Source organism: Microbacterium testaceum (assembly GCF_020781835.1).
Taxonomy (GTDB): Bacteria; Actinomycetota; Actinomycetes; order Actinomycetales; family Microbacteriaceae; genus Microbacterium; species Microbacterium testaceum_H.
Window position 1 is genome coordinate 190,141 of record NZ_JAJGNJ010000004.1, and the last position, 16,602, is coordinate 206,742.

Consider the following 16,602-nt stretch of genomic DNA (forward strand, 5'->3'; position numbering starts at 1 on the left):
CTTCGCTCTTCGACCCGCGATCCTCCCGGAAGATGTCCCGGATAGACATCTCGTGGACATTTCCTCCACGAAATGGACATTTCCGAAGAGTCCCTACAGCGTTCTCTGCCCAGGCGACGCTCGCCTCTCAGCCATGTCATCACAGTAGCCCGGGGCGCGGACGATCGAGCTTGCGCACCTATCGGGTAGCAATCCTCTCTCGGCAGGAGAAGTTAGGAGCATCCCGATGCGAACCAAAGAGTCCCTGTGGGGCTTCTTCGCCAGCGACCCGCAACTGTCCTTCAACGAGAAAGGAGAGGCGCGACTGTTCGCCTGGATCGGTCAGGAGCAGTTCGAGCGCAACCCGGACGGCTCGTTCACCCAGGGCGAGACGAAGTTCTACCCGTTCAAGATGTTCCGGAAGACCGCGGAGCACGCCTACGAGAAGTTCGCGCGCGGCGACACCTTCGTCGCCAGCGGGCACGTCCAGAAGTTCAGCTACGAGAAGAACGGCGAGACGATCAGCGGCGAGGAGTTCATCGCCACGCACATCGGCCCCGATGCCGCCCGCACGAGCTACGCCGTCGATCGCGGCCGCTCGCGCACGCAGCACGTCGAGAGCGCAGCCATCGAAGCGCCAGACCCGACCATCCCCCAGCAACCGTCACCCCGTCCGATGACGCTGTGAGGCCGCGTCATGACCACCGACGAGACGCTGTTCCCGCCCGATGACCCCGACTTCGATGTGCCTCCGCTCGAGGAACCGGAGCCCGAGCCGGTGACACCTTCGCCGAGGCCGGCCAAGGAGCCGGACGCCGAGGCGAAGGACACGCCGGAGCCGCCGCGCCCCGTCAACTGGAACATCCTGACCGCGGCCGAGGCGCAGGTGGAGTGGCTGGAGCTGAACGCCTTCGTGAACTGGCTGCGTCACGAGTTCGGCCTGAGCGTGAACGTCGTGCCGCCGTTCTGGCATCGGCACCCGGAGCTGGTGTGGCCGCTGTCGGCGCTGCGGCAGCACTACCTCAACGCCTACGACAAGAAGCAGCACGGCTCGGCACCGTTCGGCTGGTGGCGCGACTTCTGGGCGTTCGTGCCGCAGCTTCGGGACGCGGTGACCGCGTGCGGCACGAAGCTCAACACCGACCGTCCGACGCGGCAGGCGGTGTGGCCGGGCGAGGACGAGCATCCCATGCTGGTGGAGACGGTGATCCCCGACCGGGATGCCGACTTCACGCAGTTCGTCAAGGACGACGTGGCTCGCAGGCAGGCCATCGAGGACGAGTTCTACGCCCATCTCGCGGCGGAGCAGTAGGGCGCGGGCGGTGACGGCGAATGGCGCGGCAGCGATCCCGGAAGCCCTGGCCGGGGCAACTGGAGTTCGACCTGTGGGGGCTCGACGAGCCCGCCGCCGACACCGCGCTCGCCACCGCTCGCGAAACCGGGGCAGGCGATGAACAAGTACGGGCAGATGGCGCTGGAGCACTGGCAGGCGACAGCTCCGAGCCGAGTGGCGGAGCTGAGCGATCCGGCGACGTTCTTCGAGACGCTGGGCCTGGAGATGCAGGCGCAGGTGACGAACCTCGCGTCGATGCTGGCGGGCAGCGACCGGCAGGGGGAGACTTTCTTGCAGAAGGTCGCCCGGCTGACAGCGGCCCGGAGACAGGCGGAGGAGGTCGTGATGTCGCAACTGGCGTGGGTCACCGACCCGAGCCTGCCGCTGGATCAGGCACGGGAGGAATGGGAGCAGACCCGTCCCTCCGACGAGAACCTGGTCCTCTGGGCCGAGCGGATGCAGGACTGCCCGGATTCGATGCCCTCCTCCGTGGAGTTGGAGGAGATGGCGAAGACGTGGGCGCTGCCGGTCGAGTTCCTGCTGGAGCTCGTGGCGACGGAGCCCCCACGGGAGTACATGCGGGCGAACCGGGCGACGCTCGCCGAGGCGGCGACGATCCGCTTCTTCCGCGAGCTGCGGTAGCGCCTCGGTTCGTTCCCGCCTCGCAGGACGACCTTGGCCCCTCGGGCGCGAAGGCACGCTATCGGGCGAACGTGGAGGCGATCCGCCTCATCCACGATCTGAACTCGACGGGTCGCCCCGCGTCTCCAGAGGGTCAGCGCGTGCTCGCCCGCTGGTCGAGCTGGGGCGCGATCCCCGAGGTCTTCGATGATCTGAAGCCCGAATGGGATGCCGAGCGCGCTGAGCTGCGCGAGCTGCTGAGCGACGACGAGTGGGATGCCGCCGCGCGCACGACGATCAACGCGCACTACACCGACCCGATGATCGCCCGGCAGGTGTGGCGGCTGCTGGACGGGCTGGGGTTCCGCGGCGGCGCGGTGCTGGAGCCCGGTTCCGGCGCGGGTACGTTCATCGGCCTCGCGCCGGCGTCGGCGCAGATGACCGGGGTGGAACTCGATCCACTGACGGCGGCGATCTGCGCCGAGCTGTACCCGCACGCGACCGTCCGCGCCGAGTCCTTCGCCGACACCCGACTGCCTGAAGGACACTTCGACGCAGCCATCGGCAACGTGCCGTTCAGCAGGGTCACTCTGCACGACCCGCTGCACAACGCGACCCGGCAGTCGATGCACAACCACTTCATCATCAAGTCGCTGCGCCTGACCCGGCCCGGCGGAATCGTCGCGGTGCTGACCTCGCACTTCACGATGGACGCGCAGAACCCCGGCGCGCGGCGGGAGATGAACGAGCTGGCCGACCTCGTGGGCGCGATCCGCCTGCCCACCGGGGCGCACCGCCGCGCCGCAGGGACGGAGGTGGTGACCGACCTGCTCGTGTTCCGGCGGCGACCGGAGGGCGAGCAGATGCGCGACGACGCCTGGGAGACGGTCGCGCAGGTGCCCATCGACGGCGTGCCGATGCGGATCAACCGCTACTTCGACGAGCACCCGGAGCAGATGCTCGGGGAGGTCGGCGTCGGCCACGGGATGTACGACGCGGCCACGCTCACCATCACGACCGATCTGGCTGACTTGGAGGCGGAACTCGCGGTCGCCGTCGACCAGATCGTGTTCTCCGCGCGCCGGGCCGGGCTGACGATGACCGAGCGCACCGCCGAGCAGCAGGCGCGCCGGGCAGCGTTCACCCCGTCGGCGCCGGAGCTATGGGACGGCAGCATCGTGGCGAGCGAGACCGGCGGCTTCCGCACCGTTGTCTCCGGCTCGCTGGAGCCGCTTGCGGTGCCGAAGTCCGCCGAGCGCGAGCTACGCGCACTGCTGCGTCTGCGCGACGGGGCATCCCGCCTGCTGACCGCGGAAGCGGCGAGCGTGGACGACACGCCTGACATCGTGCTCACCCGCACGACGCTGCGCCGCGACTACCTGAAGTACGTCGGCACCTACGGGGCGCTGAACCGCTACACGCTGCGCCCCACCGGGCGCACGAACGAGGACGGCGAGGAGACCTTCGCGCGCATCGTGCCGACACCGATCCGGCTGCTGCGCTCCGACCCGTTCGGTCCCCTGGTGCTCGCGCTGGAGCAGTTCGACGACGAGGATCAGTCCGCGTCGCCTGCCGCGATCATGAGCCACCGTGTGGTGGTGCCGCGCGCCGAGGTGCAGGGTGTCGACAGCCCGGCCGACGCCATAGCGGTCAGCCTCGACCGCACCGGCCGCATCGACATCACCCTCGTCGCCGATCTGCTCGGCATGAACGACCGCGAGGCGCGCGCGGCGCTGGGAACGCTCGTGTTCGCCGATCCGGTCACGAACCAGCTCACCCCACGCCGGAGTATCTGTCGGGCGACGTGCGGGTCAAGCTCGAAGCGGCACGGCTCCGCGCCGAGGACGACCCGGAGTTCCAGGTCAACGTCGATGCGCTCGCTGAGGTGTTGCCCGCGCCGCTGGGCATCCAGGACATCCACGCGAAGCTCGGCGCCGTCTGGATCAGCGCCGACGTGCACGAGCAGTTCCTGCGTAGCACTCTGCGCGCGCCCGACGTTCGCGTGGAGAACCCGCTGCCAGGCATGTGGGAGATTCGCGGCGGTCGGCAGGGGCTGCCCTCCACCTCGGAATGGGGCACGCCCCGCCGCCCCGCGCCGGACATCGCACAGGCCGTCATGGAGCAGCGGACGATGCTCGTTTACGACGAGGAGAAGGACATCGACGGCAAGGTGCGTCGCGTGCTCAACCCCGTCGAGACCGCCGCAGCGCAGGAGAAGGCCGACGGCCTCCAAGAGCGGTTCAGCGAGTGGGTGTGGGAAGACCCGGCACGCGCGCAGGCGCTCGTGGACGAGTACAACCGCCGCTTCAACTCCATCGTGCTCCGTGACTACACGGATGCCGGGGCATATCTGTCGTTGCCCGGCCTGGCGTCGAACTTCGAGCCGCGCACGCACCAGCGAGCCGCTGTCGCGCGCATGGTGTCCGAGCCCGCCGCGGGCCTGTTCCACGAGGTCGGCGCGGGCAAGACCGCGGAAATGATTATGGGCGCGATGGAGATGCGCCGGATGGGGCTCATCGGCAAGCCCGTCGTGGTCGTGCCGAATCACATGCTGGAGCAGTTCGGGCGCGAGTGGCTCCAGATCTACCCGCGCGCCCGCGTGCTCGCGGCGTCGAGCCTCGACCTCACGGCAGACAAGCGGCGGCTGTTCGTCGCCCGCGCTGCCGCGAACGAGTGGGACGCGATCATCCTCACGCAGGGGGCGTTCGCCAAGATCCCGCTGCGCGCCGAGACGCAGCAGGAGTACATCCGCGGGCAGGTAGACGACGTGCGGCGAGTGCTGGGCGAGGCGACCGGCGAGCAGCGGATGAGCGTCAAGCGCATCCAGCGGAAGCTCCTGGCGATGGAGAACAAGCTCAAGGATCGGCTCGACTCCGACCGCGACCGCGGCGTCTGCTTCGAGGACACCGGCATTGATTACGTCATCGTCGACGAGATGCATATGTACAAGAATCTCGCCACCGAGTCGAACATCAGGGACGCGGCCATCGAGGGCTCGGATCGCGCGAGCGACCTGCACATGAAGCTCGAATACCTCCGCTCCGCGGGGCGCGAGCGGGTCGTGACCGCCGCGACCGCGACGCCCATCTCGAACTCGATCACCGAAACCTATGTCATGCAGCGATACCTGCGGCCCGACGTGCTGGAGTCGGCGGGTGTCGGCGCGTTCGATGCGTGGGCGGCAACGTTCGGCGAGCTGGTCACGCAGATGGAGATCTCGCCGACCGGCAGTACCTTCCGAATGAAGACCCGCTTCGCCCGGTTCCAGAACGGGCAGGAGCTGCTCCGGATGTGGTCGGTGTTCGCCGACGTGAAGACCGCTGAAGACCTCGACCTGCCCGTGCCCGCGCTCGTGCAGCGCGACGACGGCAGCCGCGCGCCCTCCACCGTGCCGGTGCAGCCGACCGTCGAGCTGGAACAGTACGTCGCATCCCTCGCCGAGCGCGCCGAGAAGGTCGCCACCCGCCAGGTGCGGCCCGACGAAGACAACATGCTCCTGATCGCCACCGACGGACGCAAGGCCGCGCTCGACATCCGCATGGTCATCTCCCGCGACCCGTCCGGGCCGAGCAAGGTCGACGTCGCCGCCGACGCGATCCACCGCATCTGGGAGCGCACCCGCGACAACGAGTACCTCGACACGGTGACCGGGCAACCCTCCACGGTGCGCGGGTCGCTCCAGCTCGTGTTCTCCGATATCGGCACCCCGAACCAGGACAGGTGGAACGCCTACGACGAGCTGCGGCAGCAGCTCGTGCAGCGCGGCATCCCCGCCGAGCAGGTCAGATACATGCACGAGGCGAAGACCGACGTGGAGAAGGCCCGCCTGTTCGCCGCCGCCCGTGCCGGCCACGTCGCCGTGCTCCTCGGATCGACGGAGAAGATGGGCGTCGGCACCAACGTCCAGGCCCGCGCCATCGCACTGCACCACCTGGACTGCCCGTGGCGACCCTCCGACATCGCCCAGCGCGACGGTCGCATCATGCGGCAGGGCAACCAGAACGAGGAAGTGGCGATCGTCCGCTACGTCACCGAGCGATCCTTCGACTCCTACATGTGGCAGACCGTCGAGCGGAAGGCCGCGTCGTTCGCGCAGCTCCTGCGCGGCAAGATCAACGCCCGAGAGATCGAGGAGATCGACACCTCCGCGCTGTCCGCAGCAGAGGCCAAGGCAATCGCCTCCGGCAATCCGCTCCTGCTGGAGCACTCCGTCATCCTGAACGAGGTGAACCGGCTGCGCCGCCTCCAGCGCGCGCACGAGCGCAACGAGGACATGCTCGTCCACACCGGAAACCGCGCCCGGTCAGCCGCCGAGCGCGCCGCCGCGGACATTCGCGGGCTGGAAGCCGCTGCCCCACGGATGATCGACACGAGCGGCGACAGGTTCCGCATCACACTCGGCACGCGCGACTACGACTCCCGCTCCGAAGCCGCCCACGCCCTCGCCGCATGGATGGGCGACTCCGGGCTGAAGTGGCTGCCGCGGTACGGGCACAAGGACTTCGGGATCATCGGCCGCATCTCAGGCTTCGACATCCACGTCGAGGCCCGCTCCGGGCTCGCCGCCCTCGATGTGACCCTCTCCCTGCCCGAGGTGCCCCGCTCGGGATTCACGCTGCCGAAGGAGTCATTCCTTGAAGCCAGGCTCGGGCTCGTGCAGCGCATCGAGAACCGCGTCAGCGGCATCCCCTCCCTTCTCGACCAGGCCCGCGAAGACCTGGAAGAAGCCGAGCAGACCGTCGCCGACACCCAGCAGCGCCTCGGCCAGCCCTTCCGCCACGCACAGACCCTCGCCGACGCCGAGGAAGACCTCGCCCGCGTCGAGTCCCAGCTCGCCGCGATGCAGGACGAACCGGCACCCGAGCCCGCCGCGCCAGAGTCCGAGCGCGTCGAGCTGACCATCGAAGCAGTGCGCGCCTACGAACCGAACCTCGGGTCGCGGGAGGGTGCGGGTCGTGAGCCCGCGACCCCGTTCGTCCCCGTGACGCCTCCGGCCGCGCCGCCGGGCAACGCCCAGCGGCTGTAGCTCAGCGGCACTCCCGGCCGAGCCCGTCGACGATCGTGGCCGGGTCGGCGATGATCTGCTCGCAGCGCAGGCAGCGCGCGCCGCGAAAGATCACCTCCGGTTCGCCGTGGATGCCGTGTTCGGGTTCGACCTCGTAGAGGTCCGCGTGTGCGGCGAACAGGCGCGGGTGGTTCTTGGCGATGGCGGCGTGGAATTGCGCGGGCGTGGTCGGCGGGTTGAGCTGACGCTCGACGAACAGGTCGATCACCGTCGAATAGGCATCGCGGGTGAGCCGCGCGGCGAGGAACAGATCGGGGTTCGCCGCCGAGATGCCGACGCTAGCAAGATCGTCCAGCCCGTAGTCGTCCACATCCTCGGTGACCAGGAAGCGTGCGCCCGCGGCCGCAGCATCGGCAAGGATCTGCCGATCCGCGCCCTTCGTGCCTCCGAAATGTTCCGCACCCGTGCCGGTCGGCCCGAGCAAGACGTCGAATCGCTCCCGGACACTCGACGGCGGCAACGCCCTCGGGCGCATGTGCACCTGGGCCTCCCGCTCGGCAGCCCGGCTCCAGAAGGCGCGGAAGCCGCTCGGCACCCCGCCGACGACCAGCAGAGTCCGAGTGACGGGCTTAGCGATGATGTTCGCGTCCAGGAGAACGCGCGTCAGCTCACTGATCGCCGAAGAGGTCGTCGCGGAGTTCATCGCGCGTCAGCTCCACGAGGTCGCCCATCGTCTTGCGCCAGTACCGCGCGAACTCCTCGTAGGGGATGCGATTGCGATTGCCGACCTTGACCGCGCGAATCTCCCCCGCCTTGATCTTCCGCGAGATGGTGGGACGAGACACGCCCATCGCGTCGGCGACCTGCTCGGGGGTCATCATGCGGCGCTTCGCCGTCAGCGTCACCGTCTCCCCATCGGCTGCCGCCTGCTGCACATATGCGGCGACCTGCTCCAGCCAAGCCGGGCGCGCCCCGGCGCTGGAGCGCACATCCTCCGGGTTGATCGTCAAGCTCGTCATGGTCATGACCCCATCCTACCTCCATCTGCACACTCTGGACAATACAAGTGTTCATACGGCATCCCCTTCTTGAGCCTTACAGTTCATGCGTCGATGCCCGCGAACGCCTCGTCGAGCGCGTCAGCCGCGACCTCGACGATGAGGTCGGGACGCTGAGCGTAGTGCCCTTCCGTGATGTCGGTACTGCTGTGCCCGAGCAGGTCGCGTGCGACCTCGACGCCAGCCGTGTCCGATACCGCGGCAGCGACCGCCTTGCGGAGACTGCGGAAGGTGAGATGCTCGGCGTCGACCCCGATAGCCAGCAGTTCCGGCTCGAACTCGCGGCGGAACATCCTGAGCAACTCGCCGACGGCGCTGGGGTCGCGCGGACGGCCGCGCTCGGTCGTGAACAGCACGTCGTCTGGATTCCGTTCGGGGTCGGGAACGTGGCTCGCCACGAGTTCGCTCAGTACCTTCGCCGCGAACTTCGGCACGCGAACCCAACGCTTCTGCCGCTCCGCTTTGGGTGAGTCCTGGCGAAACAGGCCGCGGGACTTGGTGCGAACCATCGTCCCGCCGACCCAGACGAGTGCCTCCATCGTGAGGCTTCCATCCGGTTGTTCCACCGCCTCGAACCGCACGTCCTGGAACCGGATCGCAATCGGTTCTGCTGTCCGCTCGGAGGTGCCGAGCGTGATGAGGATGTAGTCGGCGAGCAGCTTGTAGTTGGGCCGTCGGCCCACCGGATACCGCTTCCGGTGCCGCTCAGGCCACACCTCGCGGATGAGGTGGAGGATGTACTTGACCTGCACCGCGTCGAGTTCGAAGTACACCGTGTCCGGCTCGTCCGCTCGTCTGGTCGCACGGATCGGGTTCGCCACGACGACCGCTCCGTACCGTGTGTTCTGGATCGACCCGGCAGCCGAGAAGTGTCCCTGCTGGATCGCCCAGTCGAACATGAGCGACATCACGTTCCGAACCTTGTTCGCGGTCGTCACCGACTTCTCCCGTGCGATGTCCATAAGCAGCCCATCAGCACGGTCGGCGGTGATGTCGGCGATGGGGATGGCCCCGGCGCGCGGGATGACATGCGCGCGCACCACCGAGGCGTAGCCATCGACGGTCTGCTCGCGGCGCTGGCGCAGCACCCGCGGATCGTCGTCGTGGTACGCCGTCTTCAGCCACGTCGTCGCCAGCTCGGCGACGGTCATGAGCTGTGTTCGTCGCGCCAGGACTCGACCGACGGCGACACCAGCCGCTTCCTGCAACGCGGTCAGAGCCTCAGCCTCGGTCGCTCCGCTGCCGCTGGGACGACGCTCTTGCCCGTTGCCGTCATAGACCCGCGCTCGCGCGATGACCAGGCCGTTCGGCTCGACGGTGTAGGTCACCTTGCCGAGTTCGCCGAGCGCGCGCTTCGGCCGCGCCATCAGTCGCCCGCACTATCCGTCGGGGCCACGATCCGCCCCGCGATGAACGCCTCGACATCCTCATCGCGGTAGCGAACGTTGTGCGACGAGAGTGCGACGAACGGCAACCCGAGACCTCGGCTGCGCGCACGCTCTGTCCGCCAGTCAGCGAGCGTCCTGATCGGGATGCCCGTGTACTCGGCAAGCTCCTGCGGAGTCCAGAGGCGGGGGCGGTCGTCGCTCATACCAATGAGGTGGGCGGCACCACCCGTCGGCCTCCAGCGAACCCCGTAGGACGGCCAAGAATCGAGTAAACGGACGGGTTCTCGGACAGCCGCAGCAGCGACCCCACTCATGCTCACCATTGCACTTCCCTGTGTTTGCAGGGAAGTGTGAGCCTGCGGAACCCCCTCCGGTTCTCAGATCCTCAAGCCGAGCTGTACTTCGGGGTCTGATCGCCCGGTCATTCACGACGAAGCCCGCCCCCGCCGTTTCGCGGGGGCGGGCTTCGTCGTTGTTGGTTCACACTCCGATCAGGCAACTCCCCCTGTGGATGGCCGTGCCAGGTCGACCGACGTTCGGCAGCACTCTTTGAGCAGGTGCGGGGACCGTTCTCGACGGTGCCTCGGGAGGCGGATACTCCTAGCCTGGAGAGCCCCGACGCGCCACCACTTTTCGAGCCCTTCGAAGGGGAGTGAGCCCCGCATCCCGGACTTCGAGAGCCCGGATGCCACTCCCCTGTTCGAGCGTTTCGAGGAGGGGTGAGCGTCAGGATGCCGAGCGCGCGGCGCGCTTCTGCTCCTGGAACACCCGGATCGCCTCGTAGCGCTCCGCCGACCGGGCCTGGCGCTTGGCGGCTTCGACCTCGCGCGTCTTCGGGGGCGCCGTGGTGACCAGGTCGTCGAGCAAGCGGCGTGTGGCCGCCGCGATCTCGTCGACGGCGCGATCGAAGACCTCCTGATTCGCACGCGACGGTTTCGTGGTGCCGGCGATCTTCCGGACGAACTGCAGCGCCGCGTCGTGGCACTCGTCGTCGGAGGCCGGCGGCTCGAAGTTGTGAAGGGGGACGATGTTGCGGCACATGCCAGCAGGGTAGGCCGCTCCCCCGCGGCGCGAAAGGGTGCGGACCCCGCGTTCCCGGCATCCGCACAGGCGCCACGCCCGTTTCGTGTCCGTGGATTCGGGAAGGATGGATGCCATGACCTCCCCCTACGCGTCGCGTCCGTGGTTGAGCTCCTACGCCGAAGGCGTGCCTCACGAGATCGACGAGCCGTCGCAGACACTGCCCGAGATGATCGCGGCCTCCGTCCACCGCTACGGCAAGGGCGTCGCGCTGGAGTTCTTCGGCTCTCAGACCACCTATCGTGAGCTGGGCGACCAGATCTCCCGCGCGGCCGAGGGCCTGCGCCGCCTGGGCGTCAAAGCGGGCGACCGTGTCGCACTGGTGCTGCCGAACTGTCCGCAGCACGTCGTCGCCTTCTATGCGGCGCTGCGACTGGGAGCGATCGTCATCGAACACAACCCGCTCTACACCGCCCGTGAGTTGCGGCACCAGTTCGAGGACCACGGCGCGCGCTTCGCCATCGTGTGGGACAAGGTCGCCGACCTCGTCGCCGACTTCCCGACCGATCTGGCGCTCGAGCACATCATCGCCGTCGACATCACGCGCGCGATGCCGTTCGGTACGCGCCTCGCGCTCAAGCTGCCCGTGAAGAAGGCCCGAGAGTCCCGCGCCCAGCTGACCTCCACTCCGACGTCCAAGCGGGCGACACCGTGGGAGAAGCTGCTCACGCACGGCCGGCTCTCGCGCAAGCACGAGGGTCCGCTGTTGGATGACATCGCGCTGCTGCAGTACACCAGCGGCACGACCGGTACCCCTAAAGGCGCTGTGCTCACGCACGCGAACCTGCGCGCCAACGCGATGCAGGGGCGCGCGTGGGTCCCGGGCCTCCACGACGGCGAGGAGACGTTCTACGGCGTCCTGCCGCTCTTCCACGCGTACGGCCTGACCCTGTGCCTGACGTTCGCGATGAGTATCGGTGCGAAGCTCGTGCTCTTCCCCAAGTACGACCTCGATCTCGTGGCATCCGCGGTGAAGAAGAGTCCGCCGACGTTCCTGCCGGCCGTTCCGCCGATCTACGATCAGCTCGCGCGCGCCGCCTCGCGCGGAACGCTCGACCTCTCGACCGTGCGTTTCGCGATCTCCGGCGCGATGAGTCTGCCGGTCGCGACCGTGGACCGCTGGGAGGCGGCGACCGGCGGTCTGCTCGTCGAGGGGTACGGCATGACCGAGTCCTCTCCCGTCGCCCTCGGCAACCCCATCGGACCGTCGCGGCGCCCCGGGACGGTCGGCGTGCCCTTCCCGAGCACCGACATCCGCGTCGTCGATCCCGACGACCCCGAGAACGACCTCCCGCTCGGCGAGACCGGAGAACTGCTGCTGCGGGGTCCTCAGGTGTTCGAGGGCTACTGGAACCGACCGGCCGACACGGCGGCGACGCTCCTCGACGGCGGCTGGCTCCGCACCGGTGACATCGCGTCGGTCTCGACCGACGGCTTCGTGACGATCGTCGACCGGCTGAAGGAGATCATCATCACCGGCGGCTTCAACGTGTCACCGAGCGAGGTCGAAGACGTGCTGGTGTCGCACCCCGACATCGAGGGGGCCGCGGTCGTGGCGCTGCCCAGACCGCGCGGTGGAGAAGACGTCGCGGCGGCGATCGTGGTGCGCGACGGCGTCAATCTCGAGCCCGAGGCGGTGCGTGACTTCTGCAAGACGCGTCTGGCGGCCTACAAGGTCCCGCGGCGCGTGGTCGTCGTGGACGACCTGCCGCGGTCGCTCATCGGCAAGGTGCTGCGTCGCGAGGTGCGCGAGCGGCTCATGGCATCCTGAGCCCGATCACCCGTAGAAGAGCTTCTCGAAGACGCGGCGGGCGCGTCGCGTCGCCCCGAGGTAGTCCTCCTCGACCTGTGTGGCCGAATGCGGCGGGTACTCCAGGATCCGCCCGATGCCGTCGAGTCGTGCCCGGTCGGCGGGGAGCACGTCGCTCGTCTGTCCGGACAGCAGGGTGTTGGCCGAGCGCAGACGGCTCGCCAGATGCCAGGATGCCGCCAGCTTGTCGGCCGCGTCGGCGGCGATGAGTCCCGCGTCCGCCGCGGCCCGCAGCGCGCCGAGCGTCGAGGTGGTGCGCAGCGCCGGGATCGCGCGGGCGTGCTGCAACTGCAGGATCTGCACGAGCCACTCGACGTCGCTGATCGAACCGGGACCGAGCTTGAGGTGCCGCGCGGGATCGGCACCCTGCGGCAGCCGCTCGTTCTCGACGCGGGCCTTGATGCGGCGGATCTCCCGGAGCCCGTTCGGGTCGGCGGTCTCGGGGTACCGCACGTCGTCGGCGAGGGCGACGAAGTCGTTGATCAGCTTGACGCTGCCCGCCACCCCGCGGGCGCGCAGCAGTGCCTGAGCCTCCCACGAGAGCGACCACCGGCGGTAGTACTCGGCGTAGGCGTCGAGCGACCGGGCGAGCGGACCACTACGGCCCTCCGGGCGCAGCTCGGCGTCCAGATCGAGCGGCAGCCTGTGGTCCTCGGAGTGCTCGCGGAGGCCCGCGACGAGCTTCAACGCGAGGGTGCTTGCACGCTGCGGATCGATGCCGTTCGCGCGATAGACGTACATGACGTCTGCGTCCGAGCCGAAGCCGATCTCCCGTCCGCCGAAACGCCCCATCGCGATGACCGAGAAGTCGAGCGCGTTGTCTTCGGGTGGGACGACCTCGCGGCGGACAGCGCGCAGCGTCGCCTGGATGGTGACCTCGGTGATGGTCGTCAGGGCGTCGGAGAGCTCCTCGATCGACACGACCTCGAGCACGGCGGCCATCGCGACGCGGAGCATCTCGCGGCGTCGGAGGGCACGCACGGACCGCATGGCATCCTCGATGTCGTCCCAGCGGGTCTGGATCGCGCGCGCCTCCTCCTGCAGCGCCGCGCCCGAGCGGGGCCGCAGCAGGGCGTCGTCGTCGAGCCACGCGACAGACTCGGGGATCCATTCCATCAACTCGCCGATGTAGCGCGAGCCCGAGAGTACGCGGGTGAGACTCTCGGCGGCCCCGGCGGAGTCGCGCAGCATCCGCAGGAACCAGGGGGTGTTGCCGAGCCGCTCACTGATCCGCCGGAACACCAGCAGCCCGTAGTCCGGGTCGACGCCGTCGGCGAACCACCGGATCATGACCGGCATCAGGTGTCGCTGGATCGTCGCCTTGCGACTCAGTCCGCTCGTGAGGGCCGCGATGTGCCGCAGCGCGCCGGCCGGGTCGCGGAAGCCGATCGCCGCGAGGCGGTCGCGGGCCTGCTCGGTCGAGAGCGAACGCTCCCCCTCGGGCAGGGAGGCGACGGCCGACAGCAGCGGTCGGTAGAACAGCCGGACGTGGATGTCGCGGACCTCGCGCTTGATGCTCTCCCACGCGGCTTGCACGCCCGCGGCGGAGTCCGCGAGTCCCGTCGCGCGCGCGAGCACGCGAAGGTCGTCCTCCTTCTCGGGGAGCAGCGCGGTGCGACGCAGGCCGCGGAGCTGCAGGCGGTGCTCGAGCAGCCGGAGCAGCCGATAGTCGCGGCCGAAGGCTTCGGCTTCGGTGCGACCGATGTAGCCCTCGGCCACGAGCGCGTCGAGGGCCTCGAGCGTGCCGCGCTGTCGGATGCGCTCGTCGGTCAGCCCGTGGACGAGCTGCAAGAGCTGCACGGTGAATTCGACGTCGCGGATCCCGCCCGGGCCGAGCTTGACCTGTCGATTGATCTCGGCCGCGGGGATGTGCTCGGTGACGCGCTCGCGCATGCGCTGCACGCCCTCGACGAAGTTCTCCCGCGCGGCGCTGTGCCACACCAGGGGCTGTACCGCGGCGATGTACTCCGCGCCGAGTGCGGCGTCGCCCGCGATCGCCCGCGCCTTCAACAACGCCTGGAACTCCCAGCTCTTCGCCCACCGGGCGTAGTACTGCGCGTGCGCGCCGAGGCTGCGGACGAGCGCACCTTGTTTGCCCTCGGGACGCAGGTTCGGGTCGACCTCCCACAGCGGAGGCTCGATCTCAGGCCCGGAGATGCCGCGCATCGTCTGCACGGCGAGCCGCGTGCCGATGTCGATGGCCCGCGCTTCGGACACGACCTCCTCGTCCGCGGTGCCGCCGACGAAGATCACGTCGACGTCGCTGACGTAGTTCAGCTCCCGCGCCCCGGTCTTGCCCATCGCGATGATCGCGAAGCGGGTCGCGGCGACCTGCTCCCGAGGGAACACACCCGGGCCGCTCCCCGACACGCGCGACCGAGCGACGCTCAGCGAGGCTTCGAGCGCGGCACCCGCGAGGTCGGCGAGGGCCGCGGAGACGATGTCGATCGCCCCGGCCGGATCTCGCTGACCGAGGTCGTAGGCGGCGATCCGGGCGAGCAGGCGGCGGTATCGCACACGCAACGCGACCCATGTGGCATCCGTCGCGTCGGCGGCGAAGCCGTCGTCGTCGCCCACGGATGCCAACAGCTCGGCGCGCATGGACTGCTCGTCGGGCACGGTCAGACCCGCGCCGGCGAGGTGCGCGATCTCACCCGGGTGTCGGAGGTAGAACTCCGCGAAGCCGTCCGATGCGCCCACGATGTCCCACAGCGCGCGCCACGTGCCGGGATCGCCGGCGGCGGCGCGGACGGCATCCGCATCGCGCCGCGCGATCTGCACGAGTGCCGCCAACGCCCGGTCGGGATCGGCGACGCGGTGCGCGAGCTCCATGGCATCCGCCCGCTCGGCACCCGTGAGATGTTCGAGCTCGCCCAGGCACGCATCGGCTTCCGCGAGACGCGAGAAGCCGGTGCGGGCCAGGGCGGTGAGCGCCGTCGATCGATCGCCCGAGGTCACCACGGCGGGGTCAGAGCGCCTCGAGGTTGCTCTGCAGCTCGAAAGGCGTGACCTGCGCGCGGTACTGCTGCCACTCGCGACGCTTGTTCAGGAGCACGTACTTGAAGACCTGCTCCCCCAGCGTCTCGGCGACGAGCTCAGACTCCTCGAGGTACCCGAGCGCGTGGTCGAGGCTCGCCGGCAGCGGTGCGTAGCCGAGGGCGCGGCGCTCCGCGTCCGACAACGACCACACGTTGTCCTCCGCCTCGGCGGGCAGCTCGTAGCCCTCTTCGATGCCTTTGAGTCCCGCCGCGAGCATGAGCGCGTACGACAGGTAGGGGTTCGCCGCGGAGTCGAGCGCGCGGTACTCGACGCGCGTGGACTGGCCCTTGTTGGGCTTGTACAGCGGCACACGCACGAGCGCCGAACGGTTGTTGTGGCCCCAGCAGATGAAGCTGGGCGCCTCGTCGCCGCCCCACAGGCGCTTGTACGAGTTGACGAACTGGTTGGTCACGGCCGAGATCTCGTTGGCGTGACGCAGCAGACCGGCGATGAAGTGACGGCCGACCTTCGACAGCTGGTACTGGCCGCCCTCCTCGTAGAAGGCGTTCATGTCGCCTTCGAAGAGCGACATGTGCGTGTGCATGCCGCTGCCGGGCTGACCGCTGAGGGGCTTGGGCATGAACGTCGCGTACACGCCCTGCTCGATCGCGACCTCCTTCACGACCGTCCGGAAGGTCATGATGTTGTCGGCCGTGGTGAGCGCGTCGGCGTACCGCAGGTCGATCTCGTTCTGACCCGGGCCACCCTCGTGATGGCTGAACTCGACGGAGATGCCGAGGTCCTCGAGCATGCGCACCGAACGGCGACGGAAGTCGTGCGCCGTGCCGCCGGGGACGTTGTCGAAGTAGCCGGCCGAGTCCACGGGCTCGGGACGTCCGTCCGGGCCCAGCTGCGAGGACTTCAGCAGGTAGAACTCGATCTCGGGGTGCGTGTAGAACGTGAACCCGGCGTCGGCGGCCTTCGCGAGCGTGCGCTTGAGCACGTGCCGCGGGTCGGCGACCGCGGGCTGACCGTCGGGCGTGGTGATGTCGCAGAACATGCGCGCCGTCGGGTCGATCTCGCCGCGCCAGGGCAGGATCTGGAACGTCGTGGGGTCGGGATGCGCCAGCAGGTCGGACTCGTACGAGCGGGTCAGACCCTCGATGGCCGAGCCGTCGAAGCCCAGCCCCTCGCTGAAGGCTCCCTCGACCTCGGCCGGGGCGATCGCCACCGACTTCAGGGTGCCGACCACGTCGGTGAACCACAGGCGCACGAACTTCACGCCGCGTTCCTCGATCGTCCGCAGGACGAAATCGCGCTGCTTGTCCATCGTTCTCCTCGTCTCGGTC

Annotated in this window: 13 protein-coding genes; 6 read left to right on the forward strand and 7 right to left on the reverse strand. The window is 69.0% G+C overall.

Going from position 1 to position 16,602, the window contains the following annotated elements:
- Window positions 1-226: 226 nt before the first annotated feature.
- The 5 genes from LL239_RS07980 (at window position 227) to LL239_RS18130 (ending at window position 6,959) form a co-directional block, all read left to right on the forward strand.
- Complete coding sequence (locus tag LL239_RS07980; protein ID WP_048809344.1) at window positions 227-667, forward strand: single-stranded DNA-binding protein; 441 nt, start codon at window positions 227-229, stop codon at window positions 665-667.
- Between the two features lie 9 nt (window positions 668-676).
- The gene (locus LL239_RS07985; RefSeq protein ID WP_102209673.1) at window positions 677-1,291 is read left to right on the forward strand and encodes a hypothetical protein; all 615 of its coding nucleotides are present in this window, start codon (window positions 677-679) and stop codon (window positions 1,289-1,291) included.
- A 138-nt stretch (window positions 1,292-1,429) separates the two neighbouring features.
- On the forward strand, window positions 1,430-1,954 hold the full coding sequence (locus LL239_RS07990) for a hypothetical protein (RefSeq protein ID WP_045246583.1): 525 nt from the start codon (window positions 1,430-1,432) through the stop codon (window positions 1,952-1,954).
- A gap of 71 nt (window positions 1,955-2,025) precedes the next feature.
- A complete protein-coding gene (locus tag LL239_RS18125; protein ID WP_374197620.1) occupies window positions 2,026-4,413 on the forward strand; it encodes a hypothetical protein in 2,388 nt (795 codons plus the stop codon).
- Between the two features lie 1,310 nt (window positions 4,414-5,723).
- Window positions 5,724-6,959, forward strand: coding sequence for a hypothetical protein (locus LL239_RS18130; RefSeq protein ID WP_374197622.1), 1,236 nt, complete (start codon window positions 5,724-5,726; stop codon window positions 6,957-6,959).
- A 1-nt stretch (window position 6,960) separates the two neighbouring features.
- Here LL239_RS18130 and LL239_RS08000 read toward each other — a convergent pair whose 3' ends face one another.
- From LL239_RS08000 to LL239_RS08020, 5 genes are all read right to left on the reverse strand, one after another.
- Window positions 6,961-7,641: a hypothetical protein gene (locus LL239_RS08000; protein WP_228162907.1), complete on the reverse strand. Its 681-nt coding sequence runs from the start codon at window positions 7,639-7,641 to the stop codon at window positions 6,961-6,963.
- A complete protein-coding gene (locus LL239_RS08005) occupies window positions 7,607-7,963 on the reverse strand; it encodes a helix-turn-helix domain-containing protein (RefSeq protein WP_138172280.1) in 357 nt (118 codons plus the stop codon). The genes LL239_RS08000 and LL239_RS08005 overlap by 35 nt, the downstream gene beginning before the upstream one ends.
- Before the next feature lie 77 nt (window positions 7,964-8,040).
- Entirely contained in the window at window positions 8,041-9,363 is a 1,323-nt protein-coding gene (locus LL239_RS08010) for a site-specific integrase (protein ID WP_228162908.1), read from the reverse strand.
- Window positions 9,363-9,587, reverse strand: coding sequence for a helix-turn-helix transcriptional regulator (locus LL239_RS08015; RefSeq protein WP_228162909.1), 225 nt, complete (start codon window positions 9,585-9,587; stop codon window positions 9,363-9,365). The genes LL239_RS08010 and LL239_RS08015 overlap by 1 nt, the downstream gene beginning before the upstream one ends.
- 523 nt (window positions 9,588-10,110) lie before the next feature.
- On the reverse strand, window positions 10,111-10,425 hold the full coding sequence (locus LL239_RS08020; RefSeq protein ID WP_228162910.1) for a DUF2277 domain-containing protein: 315 nt from the start codon (window positions 10,423-10,425) through the stop codon (window positions 10,111-10,113).
- A gap of 115 nt (window positions 10,426-10,540) precedes the next feature.
- Here LL239_RS08020 and LL239_RS08025 point away from each other — a divergent pair, with 115 nt between their 5' ends.
- Window positions 10,541-12,235 carry a long-chain-fatty-acid--CoA ligase gene (locus LL239_RS08025; protein WP_228162911.1) on the forward strand — a complete coding sequence of 565 codons (1,695 nt, stop codon included), beginning with the start codon at window positions 10,541-10,543 and terminating at the stop codon, window positions 12,233-12,235.
- Between the two features lie 6 nt (window positions 12,236-12,241).
- On the opposite strand, the gene LL239_RS08030 is transcribed toward LL239_RS08025, so the two are convergent.
- Both LL239_RS08030 and glnA read right to left on the reverse strand, forming a co-directional pair.
- Window positions 12,242-15,232 (reverse strand): bifunctional [glutamine synthetase] adenylyltransferase/[glutamine synthetase]-adenylyl-L-tyrosine phosphorylase, encoded by a 2,991-nt coding sequence (locus tag LL239_RS08030; protein WP_228162912.1) that lies wholly within the window; start codon window positions 15,230-15,232, stop codon window positions 12,242-12,244.
- Window positions 15,233-15,242: 10 nt separating this feature from the next.
- Window positions 15,243-16,583, reverse strand: a complete 1,341-nt coding sequence (gene glnA / locus LL239_RS08035) for a type I glutamate--ammonia ligase (RefSeq protein ID WP_228162913.1) — start codon at window positions 16,581-16,583, stop codon at window positions 15,243-15,245.
- Window positions 16,584-16,602: the final 19 nt, after the last annotated feature.